This window comes from Acinetobacter sp. Ver3 (assembly GCF_000632455.1).
GTDB lineage: Bacteria > Pseudomonadota > Gammaproteobacteria > Pseudomonadales > Moraxellaceae > Acinetobacter.
In genome coordinates, this window is the sequence record NZ_JFYL01000001.1 from 142,447 (window position 1) to 161,693 (window position 19,247).

At 40.6% G+C, this 19,247-nt stretch carries 20 protein-coding genes; 3 read left to right on the forward strand and 17 right to left on the reverse strand.

Going from position 1 to position 19,247, the window contains the following annotated elements; genetic code table 11:
- Positions 1-2 precede the first annotated feature (2 nt).
- The 5 genes from CL42_RS00690 to CL42_RS00710 form a co-directional block, all read right to left on the reverse strand.
- Positions 3-908: a cation diffusion facilitator family transporter gene (locus tag CL42_RS00690; protein WP_035263822.1), complete on the reverse strand. Its 906-nt coding sequence runs from the start codon at positions 906-908 to the stop codon at positions 3-5.
- A gap of 75 nt (positions 909-983) precedes the next feature.
- Positions 984-4,127: an efflux RND transporter permease subunit gene (locus CL42_RS00695; protein WP_035263824.1), complete on the reverse strand. Its 3,144-nt coding sequence runs from the start codon at positions 4,125-4,127 to the stop codon at positions 984-986.
- Complete coding sequence (locus CL42_RS00700) at positions 4,117-5,334, reverse strand: efflux RND transporter periplasmic adaptor subunit (RefSeq protein ID WP_035263826.1); 1,218 nt, start codon at positions 5,332-5,334, stop codon at positions 4,117-4,119. The genes CL42_RS00695 and CL42_RS00700 overlap by 11 nt, the downstream gene beginning before the upstream one ends.
- A 1-nt stretch (position 5,335) precedes the next feature.
- A complete protein-coding gene (locus CL42_RS00705) occupies positions 5,336-6,655 on the reverse strand; it encodes a TolC family protein (RefSeq protein ID WP_035263828.1) in 1,320 nt (439 codons plus the stop codon).
- 46 nt (positions 6,656-6,701) lie between these two features.
- Positions 6,702-7,139, reverse strand: a complete 438-nt coding sequence (locus CL42_RS00710) for a cation efflux protein, CzcI-like (RefSeq protein ID WP_081403212.1) — start codon at positions 7,137-7,139, stop codon at positions 6,702-6,704.
- A gap of 240 nt (positions 7,140-7,379) precedes the next feature.
- On the opposite strand from CL42_RS00710, the gene CL42_RS00715 reads away from it, so the two are divergent.
- Positions 7,380-8,324, forward strand: a complete 945-nt coding sequence (locus CL42_RS00715; protein WP_035263861.1) for an ABC transporter permease — start codon at positions 7,380-7,382, stop codon at positions 8,322-8,324.
- On the forward strand, positions 8,324-9,217 hold the full coding sequence (locus CL42_RS00720) for an ABC transporter ATP-binding protein (protein WP_035263830.1): 894 nt from the start codon (positions 8,324-8,326) through the stop codon (positions 9,215-9,217). Before CL42_RS00715 ends, CL42_RS00720 begins: the two co-directional genes overlap by 1 nt.
- Before the next feature lie 91 nt (positions 9,218-9,308).
- Here the strand turns inward: CL42_RS00720 and CL42_RS00725 are convergent, their stop codons facing one another.
- The 10 genes from CL42_RS00725 to CL42_RS00765 form a co-directional block, all read right to left on the reverse strand.
- Positions 9,309-10,013, reverse strand: a complete 705-nt coding sequence (locus CL42_RS00725; protein ID WP_035263831.1) for an ABC transporter ATP-binding protein — start codon at positions 10,011-10,013, stop codon at positions 9,309-9,311.
- The gene (locus CL42_RS00730; RefSeq protein WP_035263833.1) at positions 10,006-11,217 is read right to left on the reverse strand and encodes an ABC transporter permease; all 1,212 of its coding nucleotides are present in this window, start codon (positions 11,215-11,217) and stop codon (positions 10,006-10,008) included. The genes CL42_RS00725 and CL42_RS00730 overlap by 8 nt, the downstream gene beginning before the upstream one ends.
- A 2-nt stretch (positions 11,218-11,219) precedes the next feature.
- Complete coding sequence (locus tag CL42_RS00735; RefSeq protein ID WP_035263863.1) at positions 11,220-12,389, reverse strand: efflux RND transporter periplasmic adaptor subunit; 1,170 nt, start codon at positions 12,387-12,389, stop codon at positions 11,220-11,222.
- 20 nt (positions 12,390-12,409) lie between these two features.
- A complete protein-coding gene (locus tag CL42_RS00740; protein ID WP_035263835.1) occupies positions 12,410-12,658 on the reverse strand; it encodes a TIGR03643 family protein in 249 nt (82 codons plus the stop codon).
- Between the two features lie 271 nt (positions 12,659-12,929).
- On the reverse strand, positions 12,930-13,946 hold the full coding sequence (locus CL42_RS00745) for an ABC transporter substrate-binding protein (RefSeq protein ID WP_035263837.1): 1,017 nt from the start codon (positions 13,944-13,946) through the stop codon (positions 12,930-12,932).
- Positions 13,943-15,751 (reverse strand): allophanate hydrolase, encoded by a 1,809-nt coding sequence (atzF, locus tag CL42_RS00750; RefSeq protein WP_035263839.1) that lies wholly within the window; start codon positions 15,749-15,751, stop codon positions 13,943-13,945. Before atzF ends, CL42_RS00745 begins: the two co-directional genes overlap by 4 nt.
- An 11-nt stretch (positions 15,752-15,762) precedes the next feature.
- A complete protein-coding gene (locus tag CL42_RS00755; RefSeq protein WP_035263841.1) occupies positions 15,763-16,206 on the reverse strand; it encodes a CopG family ribbon-helix-helix protein in 444 nt (147 codons plus the stop codon).
- Positions 16,199-16,324 carry a hypothetical protein gene (locus tag CL42_RS17630; RefSeq protein ID WP_265596978.1) on the reverse strand — a complete coding sequence of 42 codons (126 nt, stop codon included), beginning with the start codon at positions 16,322-16,324 and terminating at the stop codon, positions 16,199-16,201. The genes CL42_RS00755 and CL42_RS17630 overlap by 8 nt, the downstream gene beginning before the upstream one ends.
- Before the next feature lie 253 nt (positions 16,325-16,577).
- Positions 16,578-17,210 carry an NAD(P)H-dependent oxidoreductase gene (locus CL42_RS00760; RefSeq protein WP_035263843.1) on the reverse strand — a complete coding sequence of 211 codons (633 nt, stop codon included), beginning with the start codon at positions 17,208-17,210 and terminating at the stop codon, positions 16,578-16,580.
- Positions 17,211-17,251: 41 nt separating this feature from the next.
- Entirely contained in the window at positions 17,252-18,109 is an 858-nt protein-coding gene (locus tag CL42_RS00765) for an SDR family oxidoreductase (protein WP_035263845.1), read from the reverse strand.
- A gap of 128 nt (positions 18,110-18,237) precedes the next feature.
- Between CL42_RS00765 and CL42_RS00770 the strand changes: the two genes are divergently transcribed.
- The gene (locus CL42_RS00770; RefSeq protein ID WP_051586490.1) at positions 18,238-18,615 is read left to right on the forward strand and encodes a winged helix-turn-helix transcriptional regulator; all 378 of its coding nucleotides are present in this window, start codon (positions 18,238-18,240) and stop codon (positions 18,613-18,615) included.
- On the opposite strand, the gene CL42_RS17695 is transcribed toward CL42_RS00770, so the two are convergent.
- Complete coding sequence (locus CL42_RS17695; RefSeq protein ID WP_416202001.1) at positions 18,616-18,735, reverse strand: type II toxin-antitoxin system RelE family toxin; 120 nt, start codon at positions 18,733-18,735, stop codon at positions 18,616-18,618.
- 108 nt (positions 18,736-18,843) lie between these two features.
- Positions 18,844-19,050, reverse strand: a complete 207-nt coding sequence (locus CL42_RS00775; protein WP_228133215.1) for a hypothetical protein — start codon at positions 19,048-19,050, stop codon at positions 18,844-18,846.
- Positions 19,051-19,247 lie beyond the last annotated feature (197 nt).

The following is a 19,247-nucleotide window of genomic DNA, read 5'->3' on the forward strand; positions in this document are numbered from 1 at the left end:
TTTTAATGCTGATGTTCTAGTTCATGGTGATATGCATCATCTTCTATCTGCAAGGTCATTTCAGTAATATGATGATCATGACTTAACATTTCAAAAGCTTGTTGATGTAAACGTTTAGGATCGACATTCGGTGCAACCAAATGAACTGTGAGCATGACTTTTTTGGATGTGATCGCCCAAACTTTGAGTTGGTGAATATCCGTGACTCCTTCAAGCGATAATAAATCTGCACGGAGCTTTTCAATATCAATTTCATCAGGCACACCTTCGAGCAGGATGTTGACACTTTGCTTGGCGAGAATCCAAGCACGGGGTAAAACCCAAAACCCAATGAGGACTGCAATAATCGTGTCAACGAGTACCCAACCTGTAAAATAAATAATCACAGCGCCGATGATCACACCCACAGAACCAAGTGCATCACTTAATACTTCTAGATATGCCCCTTTGATATTGAGGCTGTCCTGACTACTTGAGAAAAGAATCTTCATCGAAATTAAATTAATGATTAAGCCAATGACGGCAACAATCATCATTCCAACACTTTGAATTTCAGGCGGATTACTTAATCGATGAATCGCTTCTACCAAAATATAAATTGCAACGATAAATAACATCACCGCATTAAATAGAGCTGCCAAAATTTCAAACCGTTGATATCCAAAAGTTCTCTTGTTGTCTGCAGGTTTTTGACCAATCTTAATTGCAACCAACGCGATGGCTAAAGCGGCAGCATCAGTAAACATATGTGCAGCATCAGACAATAAAGCTAAACTTTGGGTAAGGAATGCTGCAACGACCTCAACAATTAGAAAGGTCGTGGTTAAAGCGAGTGCAAAAGTCAGTTTCTTTGCGTTGCCTTTACTGACTTCCACATGACTGTGATCATGATTATGCGAACTACCCATTTTATACTCCTCATCAGAAACCTCACTTAAAATAAAGTGAGGATCTGATTCATATACATAATGCTATTGTTTAATTTATTGTTCTGCTTTTGCTTGATTCATCCACCTATACAATACAGGTAAAAGTAGTAGCGTCAGTATTGTAGACGAAATTATTCCACCGATAACCACTGTCGCAAGCGGTCGCTGTACTTCAGCACCCGTACCCGTAGCGAGGGCCATTGGAACAAATCCTAAAGACGCCACAAAAGCCGTCATCAGCACAGGACGTAATCGCAACACTGCACCTTGCCAAATGGCATCTTTTAAACTGTATTCACTTCTTAGCTCCTTAATAAAGGTCAACATAACCAGTCCATTCAGAACAGCGACACCTGATAAAGCGATAAAACCAATACCGGCAGACATTGAGATAGGAATATCACGTAACCATAAAAATAAGACTCCACCCGTGAGAGCAAAGGGTACGCCCGTGAACACCAATAAACTTTCTCTGATATTTTTGAATACAGCCATCAGCAGGATAAAAATCGTAATCAAAGCCAATGGAATCACGATAGTCATTCTAGCTTTGGCAGATGCCAAATTCTCAAACTGTCCACCATACTCAATCCAATAGCCGCTCGGTAATGCATATGTCGTGAGGCTAGATTGCAACTCTTGGACAAATGAACCCAGATCTCGCCCTTCAACATTTGCCGTCACAATAATCTTACGCTTGCCATTTTCACGACTCACCTGATTCATACCATCAATATTTGACACTGTAGCCACATCTGCCAGTCTTACTGTCCCACCATTGGGGAGTTGTATGGGTAATTGTGCAATCCCCATGACTGTCCGATCTTGATCAGTAAGTCGAATAACAAAATCAAAACGGCGGTCGCCTTGTAGAATTTCACCGACTTGTTGACCACCGATACTTGAAGCGACTAAATTTTGTATTTCACGAACCGAAAGACCATATTGCGCTGCTAAAGAACGATTTACATCTATATTTAACAAAGGTAAACCTGAAGTCTGTTCTACTTTGACTGCGGTACTGCCACTGATTTTTTGCACAATCCTGGCAATTTTGGCAGCCTCATCGTTTAACACCTGCATATCATCGCCAAAAATTTTTATACCTATGTCACTGCGGACTCCAGAAATGAGCTCATTAAAACGCAATTCAATGGGTTGAGAAAATTCACTATTGTTGCCAGGCAAAGTCTCCAAAAAAGCTTCAATACGTGACCTTAAATCATCTAAGCTTTCTTTGGGATTCGGCCACTCTTGACGAGGTTTCAACATAATGAATCCATCTGAGATATTGGGTGGCATCACATCTGTCGCCACTTCAGCAGTACCAGTTCGTGCGAAAACATTTTTAATTTCTGGAAAATTTTGAAGCAAAAGTTTCTCAGTCATTTCCTGCATTCTTAACGATTCTTCTAAGCTGGTACTGGGTGAACGCATTTGTTGAATTGCAAAATCACCTTCGCTTAATTGCGGTGCGAATTCACTTCCTAAACGTGTCGCCAACAACCCTGTTAAAACTAAAATACTGACTGCGAGCGTTAACATGACCGTTCGATATAAATAAGTCATATCTAATGCTTTTAGATATTTTTCCTTCATCCATACCATCCAACGCCCTTCTTTCTCCTTCACTTCACCTGTTACAAATAAGGCTACCGCTGCAGGAACAAAAGTGATGGATAAAATGATCGCAGCAATAAGTGCTAATACTACGGTGAGTGCCATAGGGTGAAACATTTTTGCTTCAACACCACTCAACGCAAAAATGGGCAAGTACACCACTAAAATAATCGTTTGACCAAAAATTAAAGGACGGCGTGCTTGACGAGCAGCAAGGAATACTTCTTTGAAGCGCTCTGAACGGGTTAAAGGTCGTTTAAACTGTTCTTGGGCATGAGCTAATCGGCGAATACAGTTTTCGACAATTACCACCGCGCCATCTACAATAATTCCGAAATCTAGCGCACCTAAACTCATAAGGTTGGCACTAATTTTCTGCTGTGCCATACCTGATAATGTAAATAACATCGAAAGTGGAATCACGCATGCTGTAATTAAAGCTGCTCGAATATTTCCCAAGAAAATGAATAAAATCACAATCACCAAAATTGCACCTTCGACTAAGTTCTTTTGAACTGTCTTAATGGCTTTCTCGACTAAGGTGGTACGATCGTAAACAGTTTCTATTTTTACGCCTTGGGGCAGTGTGGTTTGGATTTCCTGAATTTTTTGATCAACCGCTTGTGCAACGCTACGGCTGTTTTCACCCATCATCATCATGGCGATGCCGAGTACGGTTTCTTCTCCATTATAGGTAGCTCCACCTGTTCTAAGATCATGTCCAATCGACACTGAAGCAATATCTGAAACACGGACAGGATTTCCATTTAAGGTAACCACCGTTGTATTTTCAATATCCTGTATCGTATTCAGTGTTCCAGGAACTCGTACTGTCAGTTGTTGACCTCCATCTTCAATAAATCCTGCTCCACGATTTTCATTGTTCTCAGTAAGAACTTGTTGAAGTTGCGTCAAACTGACTTGTAGTTGTTGCATACGATTCAAGTCTGGCGAAACAACATATGTTTTATTGAATCCTCCAATAGTATTCACCTCTGCAACGCCTTTTACCCGTTGCAATTGTGGACGCACAATCCAATCTTGAATTTCGCGTAAATCCATTGCTGTGTATGAAGAACCATCAGGTTTTTTAGCCTTTGGCTCAGCTTTTAGTACCCATTGATAAATTTCACCCAGCCCCGTAGATACTGGAGACATGGTAGGTGCGATATCATCAGGTAATTCGGATTGAACCTCTTGCACACGCTGATTAATTTGTTGACGTGCCCAGTAAATATCAGTGCTATCTTTGAAGACAATGGTGACCTGAGATAAACCATACCTAGAGATCGAACGGGTTAATTCAAGATCTGGTATCCCCGCCATGGCATTTTCAATTGGATACGTAATGCGTTGCTCAACTTCGAGCGCAGTAAATCCATTGGCTTGGGTATTAATTTGAACCTGTGTATTGGTAATGTCTGGAACTGCATCAATTGGCAATTTTTGATAACTATAAACTCCAACAGCAATCCAAGCACAGGCAAACAGCATGATCCAAATCGCATGTTGAATTGAAAACTGAATAATTCGCTCAAATAGCCCTTCAGCCTTCGGCATGTCATGATTAGTGCCCATGGTCAGCTTCTCCTTTTTCTAACTCCGATTTCAGTAAGAAGCTGCCTTGATTGACATATTTTTGCCCCGCTTGAAGACCAGACTTAATTTCTGCCCATTGACCATCTGAAGACATTTCACCTACTTCAATGGGTTGTGCTTTAAAGTGGAGTTTTCCATTTTTTTGTTCTGTAACAATAAATATTGCTGATTTACCTTCGATTTGTTGCACTGCATTTTTTGCAACGCGTAATACATTGGATGCATCGGGACTTTGAAGTTCAACATTTACCATCAAATTTGGTCTTAACTCACTTGCCTTTCCTTGAACTTTAGCGCGAACAATCAAGCGACCAGTCTGCGCATCTGCTTGCGACGTTAACGATTGCACAACTGCTGTATACGTCTGACCTGATTGTAAAGATTTGAATTGAATATTTTGTTGTGCACGAATTTGATTACTCGCATCTGCAGGTAACACAAATTCGAGCCATAAATCTTTTAATTGTTCGATGATGAAAATCTGATCTGCAAGTTGCACATTTTCACCTACCACGATGTCTTTTTGGCTGATCACGCCCGAGATAGGCGAACGAATGGTAAAACGCCCATTCGAACCTGCTGAAGCTCCCAAAGCTTGTAAACGTGCATTGGCACTTTGCACTGTGATTTGTGCTTGACGATATGCATTTTCAGCACGTTGCAAATCCTGTTTTGCGGAGATCCCCTGCGACCACATCCGTTGTTCACGTTGCAAATCTTGGCGTGCCAAATCTAAATTGGATTGCGCCATTCTCAAATTCGCTTGTTGGTCAATGAGCTCTGGGACACTTAATACTGCAAGTACTTGACCTTTAGTTACTTCTTGTCCCAGTGCTACATTCACTTGTTCAACATGACCAGCAAAATTAGGGGAAGTATGCGCTTGTTGATCTGTATTTACCATCAATTTTGCAGGCAAGTTTGTGTATCGCGGAATTGCACCTAATTGAGCTGATTCTATTTTTATACTATGTTCGACTAGCTGTTTAGATGTGAGTTCAATCTCACCTTCTTCTGCATGATCAGCTTCTGCGCCATTCGACGTTTCAGCTTGCTCTTCACTCTCGACAATTGCTGTTTTGTTATTATCTTTGAAAACAATCCAAATCCCGATAACTACCGTCACCCCAATAATCAGGGCGATGAAGAATGCTTGGTTTATTTTTCCTTGTTGTATAGATCTCATTTTATTCTGCCCCTATATTGATGAAATTTTCTGACTGTGACACAGCCTCTTTGAGTAATTGGGTATAGGCATCCGAACGACTAATTTGTTCATAACTGGTACCAATACTTAATGCCTCAGCAGCAAGTGCGGTTTGCCATGCCTCTCTTAAGAGCTGAATTTGACTGAGCCGAATATTTTGTAATTGTGTCGTTGCTTGTTGCACCTCAGTGATTGAAAGTTTTCCATTTTTAAAACCGAGCAAAGAGCGCGTCTGTACTTTTTCAGACAAGCCTTTCTGTCTCAGTACAGCGTCATACTGTAGTTTTAAGCCTCGCACCTGATGAAATGAGTTTGCAATCTCTAAAATTTGTTGTTTGAGTTCTCTTTGTTGTTGACGCTCAAGTAGAGATTGCTGACGTTGGGCAAGCGGAATTTGGTATTGCTGACGATTAAAAATATTGAACGGAATATCTACACCCACAGATAAACTAGTATCGTTTGTCTCATTGGGCGCTTTTGTTCGCGTCATCCCTACATTCAAATTTGGATTTGGTTTTGCTTTTACTTTAAGTTGCTCAATTCGTTGATTAGCCTGTACAACATTGAGTGCATAAAGCTTTTCTAAATAACCTGCAGAAATATAATTTTGAACATTCTGTTCAACTTGGTCAGGCCAATAAATCCGATTTGAATCAACCTTCACCTCTGCTTCAGTTTCTCCCCAGAGATTAGAAAGATTACGTTTTGCAATTTCTTTATTTAAAATGGCTTGCTGATAATTGCGTTCATTTTCTGCCGCTTCAATCTGCGCTCGTTCATACTCAACCAAGGCTATGCTTCCTGCCTGATATCGTTTTTTAGCGCTGTCTAAAGTTTCACGACTGACTTGCAGTTGAGACTTTTGAATTTGTGCTTCAGATTGCGAAATTAAAAACTGTGACCAAGCATACTTCACGATTAATTGGCTTTGTGCTTCCCACAACTTTTCTTGCAATTCATTTTGTTGACCCGCCAAACGCGCTATATTTTTTTGAATCCGTCTTTGACCAAAAATGTCGATCGGCTGACTAATACCTAGACTTAACTCTTGATCTTGATTCGAGCCAAAGCCATCTCGAGACAGAGTGATGGTCGGGTTTTGCCAAAGTCCACTTTGCTTGACTGCAAGTTCTGACATTTGTTGTCGTTGCTGCCAAATCTGTTCTGATTGTTGATATCGAGACACTTGAACGAGTGCTTGTTCAAGCGAATTGACTGTCATTGCTTGAGCATTTGCACCCAAACTAAGCGAACCTAAAACCAGCCATAATCGAATGGAATGTTTTAATTTAAAAGACATGTGAATTTCCCACTAATTTAAAAATAAGTGGTGGGAAATTTTTAGGCTACCCCACCAATAGCGGGGTTAATTCAGGAGGCGGAGGGATTTTACCTAAATGAGGCGATTGATAGGCATTAATCCAAAGAAAGTGATTTTGGTAAATCTTTTCGATGTGTTGTGATGAAGGCAAATTCTCGTTTACAGCAAGAATAAACTGAGACATCGACGGCAGATGATCTTGATGATCCAAAACATCGATTTGCGCTTTTTCTTCTAGCGTCACGCTTTGATCATCGCTAAGCACTAAATATTTTTCAATTTGGGACTTCGGACTTTGATTTGAAAGATCGGCTTGGCAAAGTACAGGTTGATGATGACCAAAGTGAAAACTTTGTGTCGATGTTGAGTCGCTTTCATGAACACAAAAAGCCGCCGCCACATTCCAAAGGCTTTGGAACATGAACATACATGCTAAGAATGTCACAAATTTAGCCGATCTCATTTAAGCAGGCTCTCATCTTTTCTATCTGCATTTAAAACGTGATAGTGATCACAATCAAGTGAAGAGTTGTAATTCTCCATCATATTTTGATGATCGAAACCTTGATATTGAAATAATGTACATAAGAAAAATGAATGAAAACTTAAAAATTTAGCGCTTTTAAAGCACGCTTCGAAAATGGCATCGATTTTGCTACCTAATCATACGAATTTTATTTTTTGTATTACTGAGGTGGCAACAATGAGCTATGTTGCACGAGAATTGAGTCAAAAGCATAAATTTTTGCTTGGTTTTGGATCGTTTTTAATTCCAATTTTAATCTGGTGTGCAGTAAGTTATTTGCCTTTTATTTGGCATCCCCAAGTTCAAATCACAGATTCTGGTAGCACATCATTTTTACAAGTCGATAGCCGTGTCAGTAGAGAAGTTTATTATGCTGAAGCGCAATCGGCAGTCGATCAAGGACTGCCACCACCTCGGGGAATTTTGGTCAATCCCATTTATCTACCCGCACCAGATGAAGTCGCTACAGCCTTAGTGACCACATTTACAACGTCACCCGCTCAAGCAAATGCACCATGGTTTCATGAAAGTTTATGGCACAGCATTAAATTGGTGTTTACCGCATTTTTTATTTCTTCTTTGATCGGTATTCCTTTGGGTATTCTTTGCGGTTTTTCTCATAAAATTTCTCAATTAACTGAACCTTTTGTAGAGTTCTTTCGCTATCTGCCTGCACCAGCCTTTGGCGCTCTTGCTGTTGCGATTTTGGGCATTAATGACGCACCTAAAATTGCCATTATTGTGATTGGGACCTTATTCCAACAAATTCTTATTATTGCCAATACCACCCGTCTGGTCGACCGCAGTCTTGTTGAAGCTGGATTCACCTTAGGAACCAATAAAATCAAAAGTTTATTATATGTGGTCATCCCTGCTGCACTCCCAGAAATTTATCGAAACCTTCGTGTACTTTTAGGTTGGGCTTGGACCTATTTAATCGTTGCAGAACTCATAGGAAGTACATCCGGTATCACGTGGTTCATCACTCAACAAGCTCGCTATCAAAACTTTGACAATGTTTTTGCCGCAATTTTGATTATCGGTTTGATTGGTCTGATTTGCGACGTGATTTTAATGAAACTTGGACAGCACTTATTTAAATGGAAAACGGGAGCTCGCTAATGTCTTCACTAATTCAACCCTCAGATTTTGATGCCCGCGCTTACTTTGACAAAATTTACGCTCGTCCCGTCATTTTAGAAGCGAAAAATCTCACCCAAAAGTTTAGCCACGGAAAAACTGAGCGCACCATTTTAAATGCTTTAGATTTAAAAATTCATAAACGTGAATTTATCTGTGTTATTGGTCCTTCAGGATGCGGTAAGTCTACCTTTAGCCGTATTGTGGCAGGTCTTGATCCATATACCAGTGGTGAATTACTGGTAGACGGTGAAACCATCACAGGACCGAGTCCAGAGCGTGGCATGGTTTTCCAAGGCTACACACTGTTTCCATGGAAAACGGTAAAAGAAAATGTCATGTTTGGTCCACTCATGCGAGGTGCCAGCAATGCTACAGCTGAGGCGCAAGCCCGTGAATGGATCAACATTATCGGACTTGAAAAATTTGAGCAGCAATACCCTCATGAACTTTCTGGAGGGATGAAACAACGCGTTGCCATCGCTCGCGCGCTCGTGAATCAGCCGAAAATTCTTTTGATGGATGAACCCTTTGGGGCTTTAGATCCTCATACGCGTCAAAAAATGCAAAAGCATCTGATCGATCTTTGGGCCAATATTGATATCACGATTATTTTTGTGACACACGATATGGACGAGGCGATTTTACTGGCCGATCGGATTGTGGCATTGAAGGCCAATCCTGGCGAAATTAAGGAAATCATTGAGGTTGATCTACCAAGACCACGTCAGCATGAATTGATGCTCACTGAAAAATTTAAATCGTTAAGACAACGTGTAGATGCTTTGGTACATGCTGAAGAAGATGAACTTGATCCAGCACTCGCCGACTTACCTAAAATTCCAAGAATGACCAAGGTCAGTCATTCTAAATAAGGCGCTACATCCTGATCACACTAACGGTCAGGATAAAGCATGCAACATCAATCCTTTTGACCACACCATTTTAAATGCAGCCTTGGATTAATCACGACTTCATTTCATCACGTTCAATTCGTCCATCTACCAATTGAATGGTTCGATCACATGTAGCGGATAATCGTGGATCATGGGTCACTAACAATACCGCACAATTTTGTTGCTCATTTACTTCACGAAACAGCTCAAAGACTTCGCTCGCTGTTTGACTGTCCAAATTACCTGTAGGTTCATCAGCGAGGAGCAAAGCAGGCTGAGTGATTAAAGCTCTGGCGATTGCGACACGTTGTTGCTGCCCACCAGAAAGTTGACTGGCTTTTCGTTGTGCAAATTGACTCAATCCTACCGCTTTTAACAAATCATGTGCTCGATCTAAAGCTTGTTGATTGGGTTTGCCATGCGCCAACATTAGAGGCATCAAAACATTTTCAATAACGGTGAACGCTTGAATCAAATGATGAAACTGAAACACAAATCCTATGCTCTTCCCACGCAATTCCGTTCTTTGTTGATCTTCCATTTGACTGGTTGGTTGACCAAGTAAATAAATTTCACCACTGGTGGGTTGATCCAGTAAACCTAAAATATTTAATAACGTACTTTTACCTGAACCAGAAGGTCCAATTAACGCAGCAAAATCTTGACGATGTATCGCAAAATTAATCCCATGCAGCACTTCTATTTCATTGGGTTGTCCAATGTTATAAGACTTTTTCAAAGCCTCTAAACGTAGTACTTCATCGTGATTAGACATGACGGATTGCCTCCACAGGATCTAAACGCGCTGCACGACGGGCAGGAATCGCCGCTGCAATTAAACCGCTCAATGTTGCAAGTAATAAAGCGGATCCAATCAAATAGGGTGAAATTGGAATGTAGAATAACCCTGGGCCAAATTCATTAAATGACCAAACCAATGCATAACTGGTCAGGATTCCAACAATAGAACCAAGTAAGCCGAAAATCGCACCTTGAATGAGAAAGATCATCAAAATTTGTTCTCGGCTCGCACCTGTAGCACGCAAGATTCCGATCTCACGTGTACGCTGTACCACTGTAATGGAGAGTACGCTGGCGATCGCAAATGCAACAGATATTCCAACAAATATAATTATCATATTGGTTGAAAGACTTTGCGCTGAAATCGCATTCATCAATTGCGCATTACTTTCAATCCAACTTTCAGCTTTTAATCCAGTGAGACGATGAATTTGCGTTGCGACCTGATCTGCGGAGAAAATATCAGAAATACGAAGATCAATAATGGTAACCCCACCCGGCAAACCCAATAAAGACTGTGCCCGCTTTAGATCGATATACATATAGCGTGAGTCTAGTTCTTTGACCCCGAGTTCAAAAATACCCGTTACATTCATGACGGCGTTAATATCTTGACCGTTATCAACGCGAATTTTACTGCCTACGCGCACACCAAGGTCTTTGGCCAACTCACTTCCGATGAGTACATCATCTGCTTTTAAACGAAGCTGACCAGTTTTAAGATACTCTTGCAAAGGTACAATACGTTGATAACGTGGTAAATCAATCCCCATAATCGCAACTGACTGAATCGCTTCCCCCCGTTTTACCAGTGCAGGTCCTGAAACCATGGGAGAAACGGCATTGAGCGTCTTGATATTGTCTAGATTTTCAAGAACTTCTTGCCAGTTATTGATCGACTTGAGTCTTTGAGCCCTTTGATCTTCATGGATGATGTGTGCTACGCCCTCAGGCACTTTAACGACGCGATTGACCTCATCTGGTGCATGTAAACTAATATGTGCCTGAGTACCCAACGTACGCTCAATCAAATTGGACTGAAGCCCCTGAATTAATGCACTAATAAAGACAATAACGGCAACACCAATAGCAACACCACCAATAATCATCAGTGTTTGACTGCGACCCTCGCGTAAAAACCCAACAGCGATGAGCCAATTGGTCCATAAACGCTTCATCTTCAAAGTGCTTGTACCTGCTTAGTTCTGACACGCTGATCCGCTTTTACTTGATCAGGCTTTATAACGACCTGATCATTGTGATCCAACCCTGATAAGATTTCAGACATGGCAGTCCCACGCAACCCTAATTTTACAGATTGACGTTGGACCTTGCCCTCTCTTACCACCATAACTTCAGCTTGCGTGGTTGAAGGGTCAATAAGCGCGTCATTGGCTATTACTTTGGTTTTATTTCGACGTGCTGTTTCGACATTCACTGAGACTGTCATATCTTGCTTCAAAAAATTGGGTACAGAGTTCACCGCCAATTTGACTTCAACCGTACCACGTTGAGGATCAATATTAGGTGCAATAAAGTTAACTTCAGCTGGAAATGCTTGCTCTGGATAAGCATCTGCAATCACTTCCGCTTTTTGACCCAATTTCAGATAAGGTAAATTTTGCTCATCCACCGCCACTTTAATTTGCGTTGGACTATCAACTGCGACTGTAAAGAGCACCTTTCCAGGTTGAATCGCATCCCCTTTTTCGACTTCACGCGTCAAGATCGTACCCGATACTTGTGCCCGAATTTCACTTTTTGCCAATTGGGCACGTAGTGCATTTAATCTTTCACTTAAGGTTTTTTCTTCCACTTGACCTGGAGCAAGGCTTTGCGCCTTCAGTTTTGCCGCAGATAATTGATTTCTCGCTAAGCGTTCAGCTTCTAAGGCTTGTTCTTTTTCCTCTACAGAAAGCACTCCCGGTTCCGTTTGCTGACGACGTCTTGCTTCGCGACTGGCTTGTTGTAATTGGAATTCTGCCGTTTTCAATTCAACCTGCGCTTGTGGATAGCGAATTTTCCGCAATTCCTCTAGCGCAACTTCTGCTTCACGGACTTGTGCTTTTAAATCATCAGATTGAATAATTAACAGTACATCTCCTGCTGCTATTCGTTGACCTTCTTGCACGCGTCGCTCAATCACCACACCTGAAATTTCACTTCCAATTTCACTACGTGCTACATTTTCAGCACGACCTGAAGCGACCACTGTTTGAATCAGTGGTTTTTCTTCGATTAGGTAAGTTTCGACTACAGGACCTTGCCACCAACGGAAAATGAAATATATCCCACCCATCGAAATGAGCAGAATGAGAATCCACCATTTTCGTTGTTTTAAAATACGCAAAGCTTTATCTCCCAATAGGCCTACTTCGGTTTATATTGTCGAGTACAGTAAGCTCTTAAAATATCTGGTGAGCGCTTGTGAAGATGCTTGGTATTTCGCCCCGCAACACGTTTACGCCACATTTCAAAACTACTTTTTTTTAATTGTTGTCGCATCAATCGAATGACTGCACTTTCGTTTAATCCGTATTCCAGCAGAATGGCTTCGAAGGGTGTCCGATCTTCCCACGCCATTTCAATAATTCTGGAAATATCAGCTGTTGTATACAACGCACATGATCCTTTTTCATTCGCATCAAACGTTGATGTTAAGCGTTCATTCGTGAAAAATATGTGATTTTTTGTTGATTTATAGACACTTCATACACGCTAACGCATTCATTGTATAAAACGATTGATTTTATGATTTTAATCCGTTTCCTAGTTTTTCCATTTTTATCTATTGTTAATACATACAAGGTAGGCAACTCTGTTGCTCTACCGACCAATCATTCAGTCCAACTTTGTGCCCAGTGCAAGCCCCTCTGCACTGGGCTTTTTTTTATTTAAATGATTCAACCAATTTTGGATAAATCAGCCCATCAATATCTAGTTTTACCGTATAAACTCCATTTTCAAGATTAAACTTATTGACATGATAAGTTGATCCATAAATAGAATCTAAAGTTGAAGAGCGTTTAAATACCTTTTGATTTGCCTCAAGATCCAACAAATGTGTGCCTTGAATAAATTGTTCATATTGCTCAGGATCTACACCAACACGTTTGGACATAATCATCAAAGCATCGTTTCTCGTCACAGGATCTTGAATATATTTGACGGTTCGATCCCATACTTGTAGCACTTTTTTCCACTCTGCTTGATGCCTAGATAAATGCGTCATATTTACCGTCAACGTATCATAGATCAATCCTGGTTTATCTTGAGAACTATAGATAATTTTGGACCCAGCTACGCTTTTTAAAGCTTGATTTGCTACAGGTTGCCATACAGCGATGGCATCCACATCTGGGCTGCTAAACACTTGGGGTAATTCGTTGGTTGCTGCATTAATCAATTTGATTTCATTGGCTGATATATTTTGATCTGAAAGTGCGGTGTTCAATAAATTATGATCGACCAGCCCTTTTTCGACTGCAATCGTTTTACCCTTAAGATCTGCCACACTATGAATGCCCTCTTTTGCAAGAATGACATCATTCCCTGATGAATAATCAGTTGCTAAAATCATAATGCCACGCGTTCCACCTGAGGCGATGACCAAATTATCCCCATGAGAAACAGAAACCGCATCCAATTGGTTTGCTGCGAAAGCATTCATAGAGGCTGAATAATCAAACCATTTAAACTCTACGTTTAATCCAGCTTCTTTAAACCACCCTTTCTCAATAGCAACTTGCCATGCCACCCATCCCGGCCAATCACTGTAACCAATCCGAATCGGTTGCATTGATTTTTCGGCTTGAGCATGTTGACTTGGTTCTGGAATTTTTGCGGTTTTATCACAACCCACGAATAACAGTACAGTTCCAATGACTCCCCATACCATCGTTTTCATTGCACCACCTCACCAATGCTCGTGCACTTAAATTTAGTATTGGTAAAATTTGAGGCTTGAATATAATCACGCCATCCACCAAAGTGACTGATATCAAGTGCATCTGCTAAAGCATGTTTTTCACATATAAAGCCTTTCACCCACGTTCCATCAATGAGTTGGACATTGCCAATACCAAGTGGTGCTGGGACTTCAGCAACAATGTCACCGAACAATGCTCTTGGTACATCCCACACTTCCACTTCAATAGAATGACCTGATGTATCTCGTTGTAGCCCCGGCTTAGGTGGCTGAGTATTTTTTAAAGCAAATAGTTTGTAATACGGCGCAGTACGCGTTTTTTTAACCAAGGTGGCTTGTCTGCTCGTTAACTGAAAATTCAGCGGCATGCCTGTAAGATGTGCTCCCACCACTGCTAATTTAATGGTGTGCTCAGATCCTATTGATTTATGAATTTGATAGCCTTGCTTTGACGTTGCTAAATTTAATCCTGAAGTCGCTTGCCATTGCTGACCGAAGTGTGCCAAAGCTTGATCCATCCAAGCGCCAGCAACTAAAGTGATACCACTTGGCAAACCATCATCACGGATGACATTTGGGAGTGCCAATGCTGATAAATCAGCAAAATTAACAAAATTGGTATAAGCCCCCATATGCGAATTCTTTTGGATCGGATCTGCTTCAACATCTGCAATGCGATAAATCGTAGGAGCTGTTGGCACCATCAACGCATCATAATTTTTTAATTGAAGATTGATCTGCCTAGCCCATTCTGCACGCTGATACTCATCTTGCATCACATCTACAGCATTGAAGTGATCAGCTTGATCAATAATTTGCTTAATTACCGGATGACATTGCTCACGTCGAACTTTGTGTTCGACGGCATGCGTACGCTCCGCAACCCATGAGCGGTTATACAATGCAGCAGCCAATTGATTAAATACTGTGAAATCAATCTCTTTAACTTGAAATCCGAGCGATTTCATTCGAGCAATGGCTGTTTGAAATGCTTGCTCACTTTGAGTATCACCATAAAATTCTAAGTGATCTGGGATTGCAATCTTGCCCTTCGAAAATTGTGTCGGGACTGTTCTCGGATGCTGTCTTGAATAAGCATCGGTCGCATCATAACCTTGCATCAATTGTGCTACCGTCCAAGCATCCTCTACTTGAGTTGCAAAAATTGAGATCACATCAATACTTCGACATGCAGGGATTAAACCTGTGGCTGAAAACCAGCCTTTGGTTGGTTTGAGTCCGACAATATTATTGAAACCCGCGGGAACTCTGCCAGAACCTGCTGTATCAGTGCCGAGGGCGAATGGTACATACCCATTTGCTACTGCAACCGCTGAGCCAGAGCTTGATCCACCGCTGATATAATCCGGATTGAAACTGTTTTTTACTGCCCCATAGGGTGAACGTACGCCAACCAATCCCGTGGCAAATTGATCTAGATTGGTCTTGCCCACCACGATTGCACCAGCAGATTTAAGCTTAGCCACGACGGTTGCATCTTGCGTTGCTAAATAAGCCGCGTCTGGGCACGCCGCAGTGGTATAAAATCCAGCAACATCAATATTGTCTTTGACAGCAAATGGCACGCCATATAACGGAAGATCAGCGATATCCTGATGGACCAATGCATCAATCTGCGCCTGTATTTGCTCTGCACTGGCTATTGAAATCCAAGCGTGATCATCATTGCAGAGTTCAGCAACATAACGCTTTAAGTCATTCAACTGAATAGTTTGATTTGTATAAGCCTGTTGCCAATCTTGTATAGTCCATAATGTCTGCACGACGGTGCTCCTTATACGTGTTCCGAATTTTGAGGAATAGGTGGCATGACTGCATCCATCAGCTCTAAATGCCCCTTAATTACCCCTTTTAATGCTTTAAATTGCTCACTTATGGCTTTTAGGTCACTGCTGACCCCTTGCATCAACATCACCTGCATGACTTTGTCATCATCTAATTGGATATGTAGTGAACTAATCACCTGAGTCAAAAACTGTTGCTGTAAATCAATAAGTTGTGTTCTTAATGGCTTTAAACTGACGTCATACAATAAGGTTAAAGTACCGACCATGACTTCATTGCGGCTAACAAGGTCATTGATCAAATGGTGGTTAATCATGTCAACAATGGCTTGAGATCGGCTTTCATAATGTTGATCTACAATTTTTTGATCCATAGCCTGCAATGTATTTTCAGGTAAGGTGATGCTGATCCGCGCCAGCTTCTGTTTAGGCACGTTTGAGCTCCTTAGGTTTTTGAGATTGTTGTAGGTGTAAACCCGCACGGACACTCATCAGTTCAATGAAGAATTGAAGGATGGGATGCTTCGATTGTTTGTATTGATTTGTCGTCATCTGCAGCACCTCTAGGTATTACAAAAAAAAGAATTGGTAATACTAGGTAAATGCAGAAAACGTGCCAAAACTTTTCTTGAGATATATAAAAGAGAGCTAGGAAAAAGTCGTCGGAAAGATTCAAAAATGTGCATGAATCAAAATTGTGCACTTGATTTGTTCAATGTTCAGAAATGCAAAAAGACCGCCTTTCTGGAGATAGACGGTCAACTCGAATAGTTATTATTTTGTCTTCTTGTTCTAATGAAATACTTTACTGGATATCAGTGACGAACTCCTCACGCGGAATACGGAATTTCTTCAATCCAATTAACCAATCTTTTTCTGGATTACGGCGACCTAGTGCCAATAGCACCACAGACTTTAAGCCTTTTTCTTTTAAACCTAATAATTCATCCAGACCATCTTTATCAAAACCTTCCATTGGCGTTGCATCTACACCTAACTCAGCTGCTGCCGCAATTGCCATACCAAAGCCAATATGTGCTTGTTTTGCAGTATGGTGGTATTGCTGCTCTTCAGTAAACGTCGAGAACAGGTTCTTTAAGTTTTGCACCACATCCATGGTCGTATCTAAAGGTAAATGACGCTCACGATTCATTGCGTTATAGCGTTCATCGATACGCTCGTCTGGAATCGTATCCCAAGCCGTAAATACCAAAAGATGCGATGACTGGGTAATTTGCGGTTGATTCAATGCAACTGGTGAAATTTTCTCTTTAAGTTCTTGGTTGCTGATCGAGATAATATGGAACGGTTGTAAGCCCGCTGAGGTCGGTGCTAAACGCGCAGCTTCAAGAATTTGATCGACTAATTCTTGCGGTAGTTTTTCACCAGTCATTTGTTTGGTTGCATAACGCCACTGTAAAGCTTCTAATAATTTCATGTATTTACCTATAATATTTAAATGTGAATATTTTTAATTCTTTAAGCGTATAAACTCGCCAACATTGATTTGAGTGATTGGCTTGGACGACCTAAAAGTTTTTCTAAATCTTGGCTTTGAACTTCATACTGTCGATGTTTAATATCTACGACTGTGCCATGTGTGAGATAGATCAGAAATTCGGGCAAACCGATTCTTTTTAACAACTGTTGATAGGCTTCTTCAGTGAGATCGTGATATTCCACTGGTATTGTTTTGAGTTGACTTAGCTCATCAGCAATATCTTGATAGCTATAAGTTTGGCTGCCGACTAACTCATAGACCTTATTCTCATGATCATTTTGAATTAAGGCATTTGCTATTGCTTCTCCTAACTCTGCTCTTAGCACATAAGGCACTTTTCCCGCTCCTCCAGAGAGCTGGATGCCTGTATCGATGACCCTTTCACCGATAATTTGTGGAATCGCTTCTGCATACATGGTGTTGCGTAGGAGTGTATATTTCAGTCCGCTTGCTTTGAGGTAATCTTCAGTTTGAAAATGACTGATCATCAAATCCTTCACTGCTGAATTTTCAATATTTTGAATGGATAAACCTGTGTAATACACATGTTGAACACCTGCTTCACGCGCAGCATCGATGACATTCTTATGTTGTTCAAAGCGATTCATTTCCATCGTTGAAATAAGAAGTAGCTTGTCGACACGCTGAAAGGCTTTGATCAAACTTTCAGGTTGATTGAAATCTCCTTCACGGACTTCAATATGTTCATTGACATAAGGTTTGGCTTTTTCTAAGTTTCTCGCCAATATAGCAAATTCATTGTTTTGTAGCTGTTGCTTTAATTGTTGCACTACGCTTCGCCCTAAATGGCCAGTAGCACCAGTAACTAAAATCATTCAATAACCTTGGATTATTTTTGCAATGATGTAATTTATAGGCGAGTTAAAAAACGAGATCACTATACTGTTGTATAGTGAATTTAGGATTTCATTTGATTAAATTTTGTGACGAGATGGGAGGATAGATGGCTGATTTTATGAAAGAGAATGCAGAAACATTAAGCGAGGATGACCAATGTAATTTGATGTTTATTGTGGCACTTAAAAATGCCATGAACGTCATTAATGGCAAATGGAAACTTGCGATTGTTGCAACCATGATTAAACAGCCACGCCGTTTTAATGAGATTGAACGTCTGCTGCAAGGCATTACACCCAGAATGATTTCTAAAGAGCTCAAAGAACTTGAATTGAACAATGTTGTTGAAAAAATTGAGTCTCATGATGAAACCACGGGTAAAACGACCTCAATGTATGATCTGACGTCATCAGGTCGGAGATTAGAAAAGTTAATGGTGCAAATGGCGGTTTGGGGACAAGAGCATAAAGAGAGTTTGAAATAATTATAATTTTTTATAAGTCGTATCAAGGCGGTCTAAGTCTAAGACCAGTACCACAATTTTTGCATCGGTGACTTGATAAACCAAACGATAGACTGCTGACCTGAGTTTTACATTATACAAATCGACCGATCCACTGAGTTTGTTTTTCGGAATCTAGGGATTGTCTAAAATGGCATCATATTACGAATAAACTGTTCCACTTTTTTTGGATTAAGCTTATCGAACTTTTTAAGCGTGGTTTTTATGAACTCGAGCTCGTAGCTCGTCTAAAGTGAGTTTAATCGTTTTTTGCCCTTTAGCTTTTTCTGCTAGTTTTGTTAAATGCACATCTTCCCAAAGACAATCGTTCAAAATTATTTTTGCATTTTCCATAATTCGCTTTTGACTTTCAGGACTACGCTCTCTGATGAGGTCTTCAAGTTTTTTACCCATCATTGAATTCTCTTTTGTTGAGAGATATCGGTAAAACTAGTGACAAAGCGTGAATGAATAATATTGTTCATATTCGTAATGTCCTAGATATGTAAATAACAGACAAATAATGACCAATTTAGAGACCTTTTAAAAGACCTGTTTTTCGGTCTTTAAAATTTTACATTCCTGTTTTAATGAAATTATATTTTGGTTGCAGT

Bases quoted from the DNA above. Each gene is read 5' to 3' on its own strand.
- CL42_RS00690 (WP_035263822.1), bottom strand. From the start codon at position 908: ATGGGTAGTTCGCATAATCATGATCACAGTCATGTGGAAGTCAGTAAA.
- CL42_RS00695 (WP_035263824.1), bottom strand. From the start codon at position 4,127: ATGGGCACTAATCATGACATGCCGAAGGCTGAAGGGCTATTTGAGCGA.
- CL42_RS00700 (WP_035263826.1), bottom strand. From the start codon at position 5,334: ATGAGATCTATACAACAAGGAAAAATAAACCAAGCATTCTTCATCGCC.
- CL42_RS00705 (WP_035263828.1), bottom strand. From the start codon at position 6,655: ATGTCTTTTAAATTAAAACATTCCATTCGATTATGGCTGGTTTTAGGT.
- CL42_RS00710 (WP_081403212.1), bottom strand. From the start codon at position 7,139: ATGAGATCGGCTAAATTTGTGACATTCTTAGCATGTATGTTCATGTTC.
- CL42_RS00715 (WP_035263861.1), top strand. From the start codon at position 7,380: ATGAGCTATGTTGCACGAGAATTGAGTCAAAAGCATAAATTTTTGCTT.
- CL42_RS00720 (WP_035263830.1), top strand. From the start codon at position 8,324: ATGTCTTCACTAATTCAACCCTCAGATTTTGATGCCCGCGCTTACTTT.
- CL42_RS00725 (WP_035263831.1), bottom strand. From the start codon at position 10,013: ATGTCTAATCACGATGAAGTACTACGTTTAGAGGCTTTGAAAAAGTCT.
- CL42_RS00730 (WP_035263833.1), bottom strand. From the start codon at position 11,217: ATGAAGCGTTTATGGACCAATTGGCTCATCGCTGTTGGGTTTTTACGC.
- CL42_RS00745 (WP_035263837.1), bottom strand. From the start codon at position 13,946: ATGAAAACGATGGTATGGGGAGTCATTGGAACTGTACTGTTATTCGTG.
- CL42_RS17630 (WP_265596978.1), bottom strand. From the start codon at position 16,324: ATGACGACAAATCAATACAAACAATCGAAGCATCCCATCCTTCAATTC.
- CL42_RS00760 (WP_035263843.1), bottom strand. From the start codon at position 17,210: ATGAAATTATTAGAAGCTTTACAGTGGCGTTATGCAACCAAACAAATG.
- CL42_RS00765 (WP_035263845.1), bottom strand. From the start codon at position 18,109: ATGATTTTAGTTACTGGTGCTACTGGCCATTTAGGGCGAAGCGTAGTG.
- CL42_RS00770 (WP_051586490.1), top strand. From the start codon at position 18,238: ATGGCTGATTTTATGAAAGAGAATGCAGAAACATTAAGCGAGGATGAC.
- CL42_RS00775 (WP_228133215.1), bottom strand. From the start codon at position 19,050: ATGATGGGTAAAAAACTTGAAGACCTCATCAGAGAGCGTAGTCCTGAA.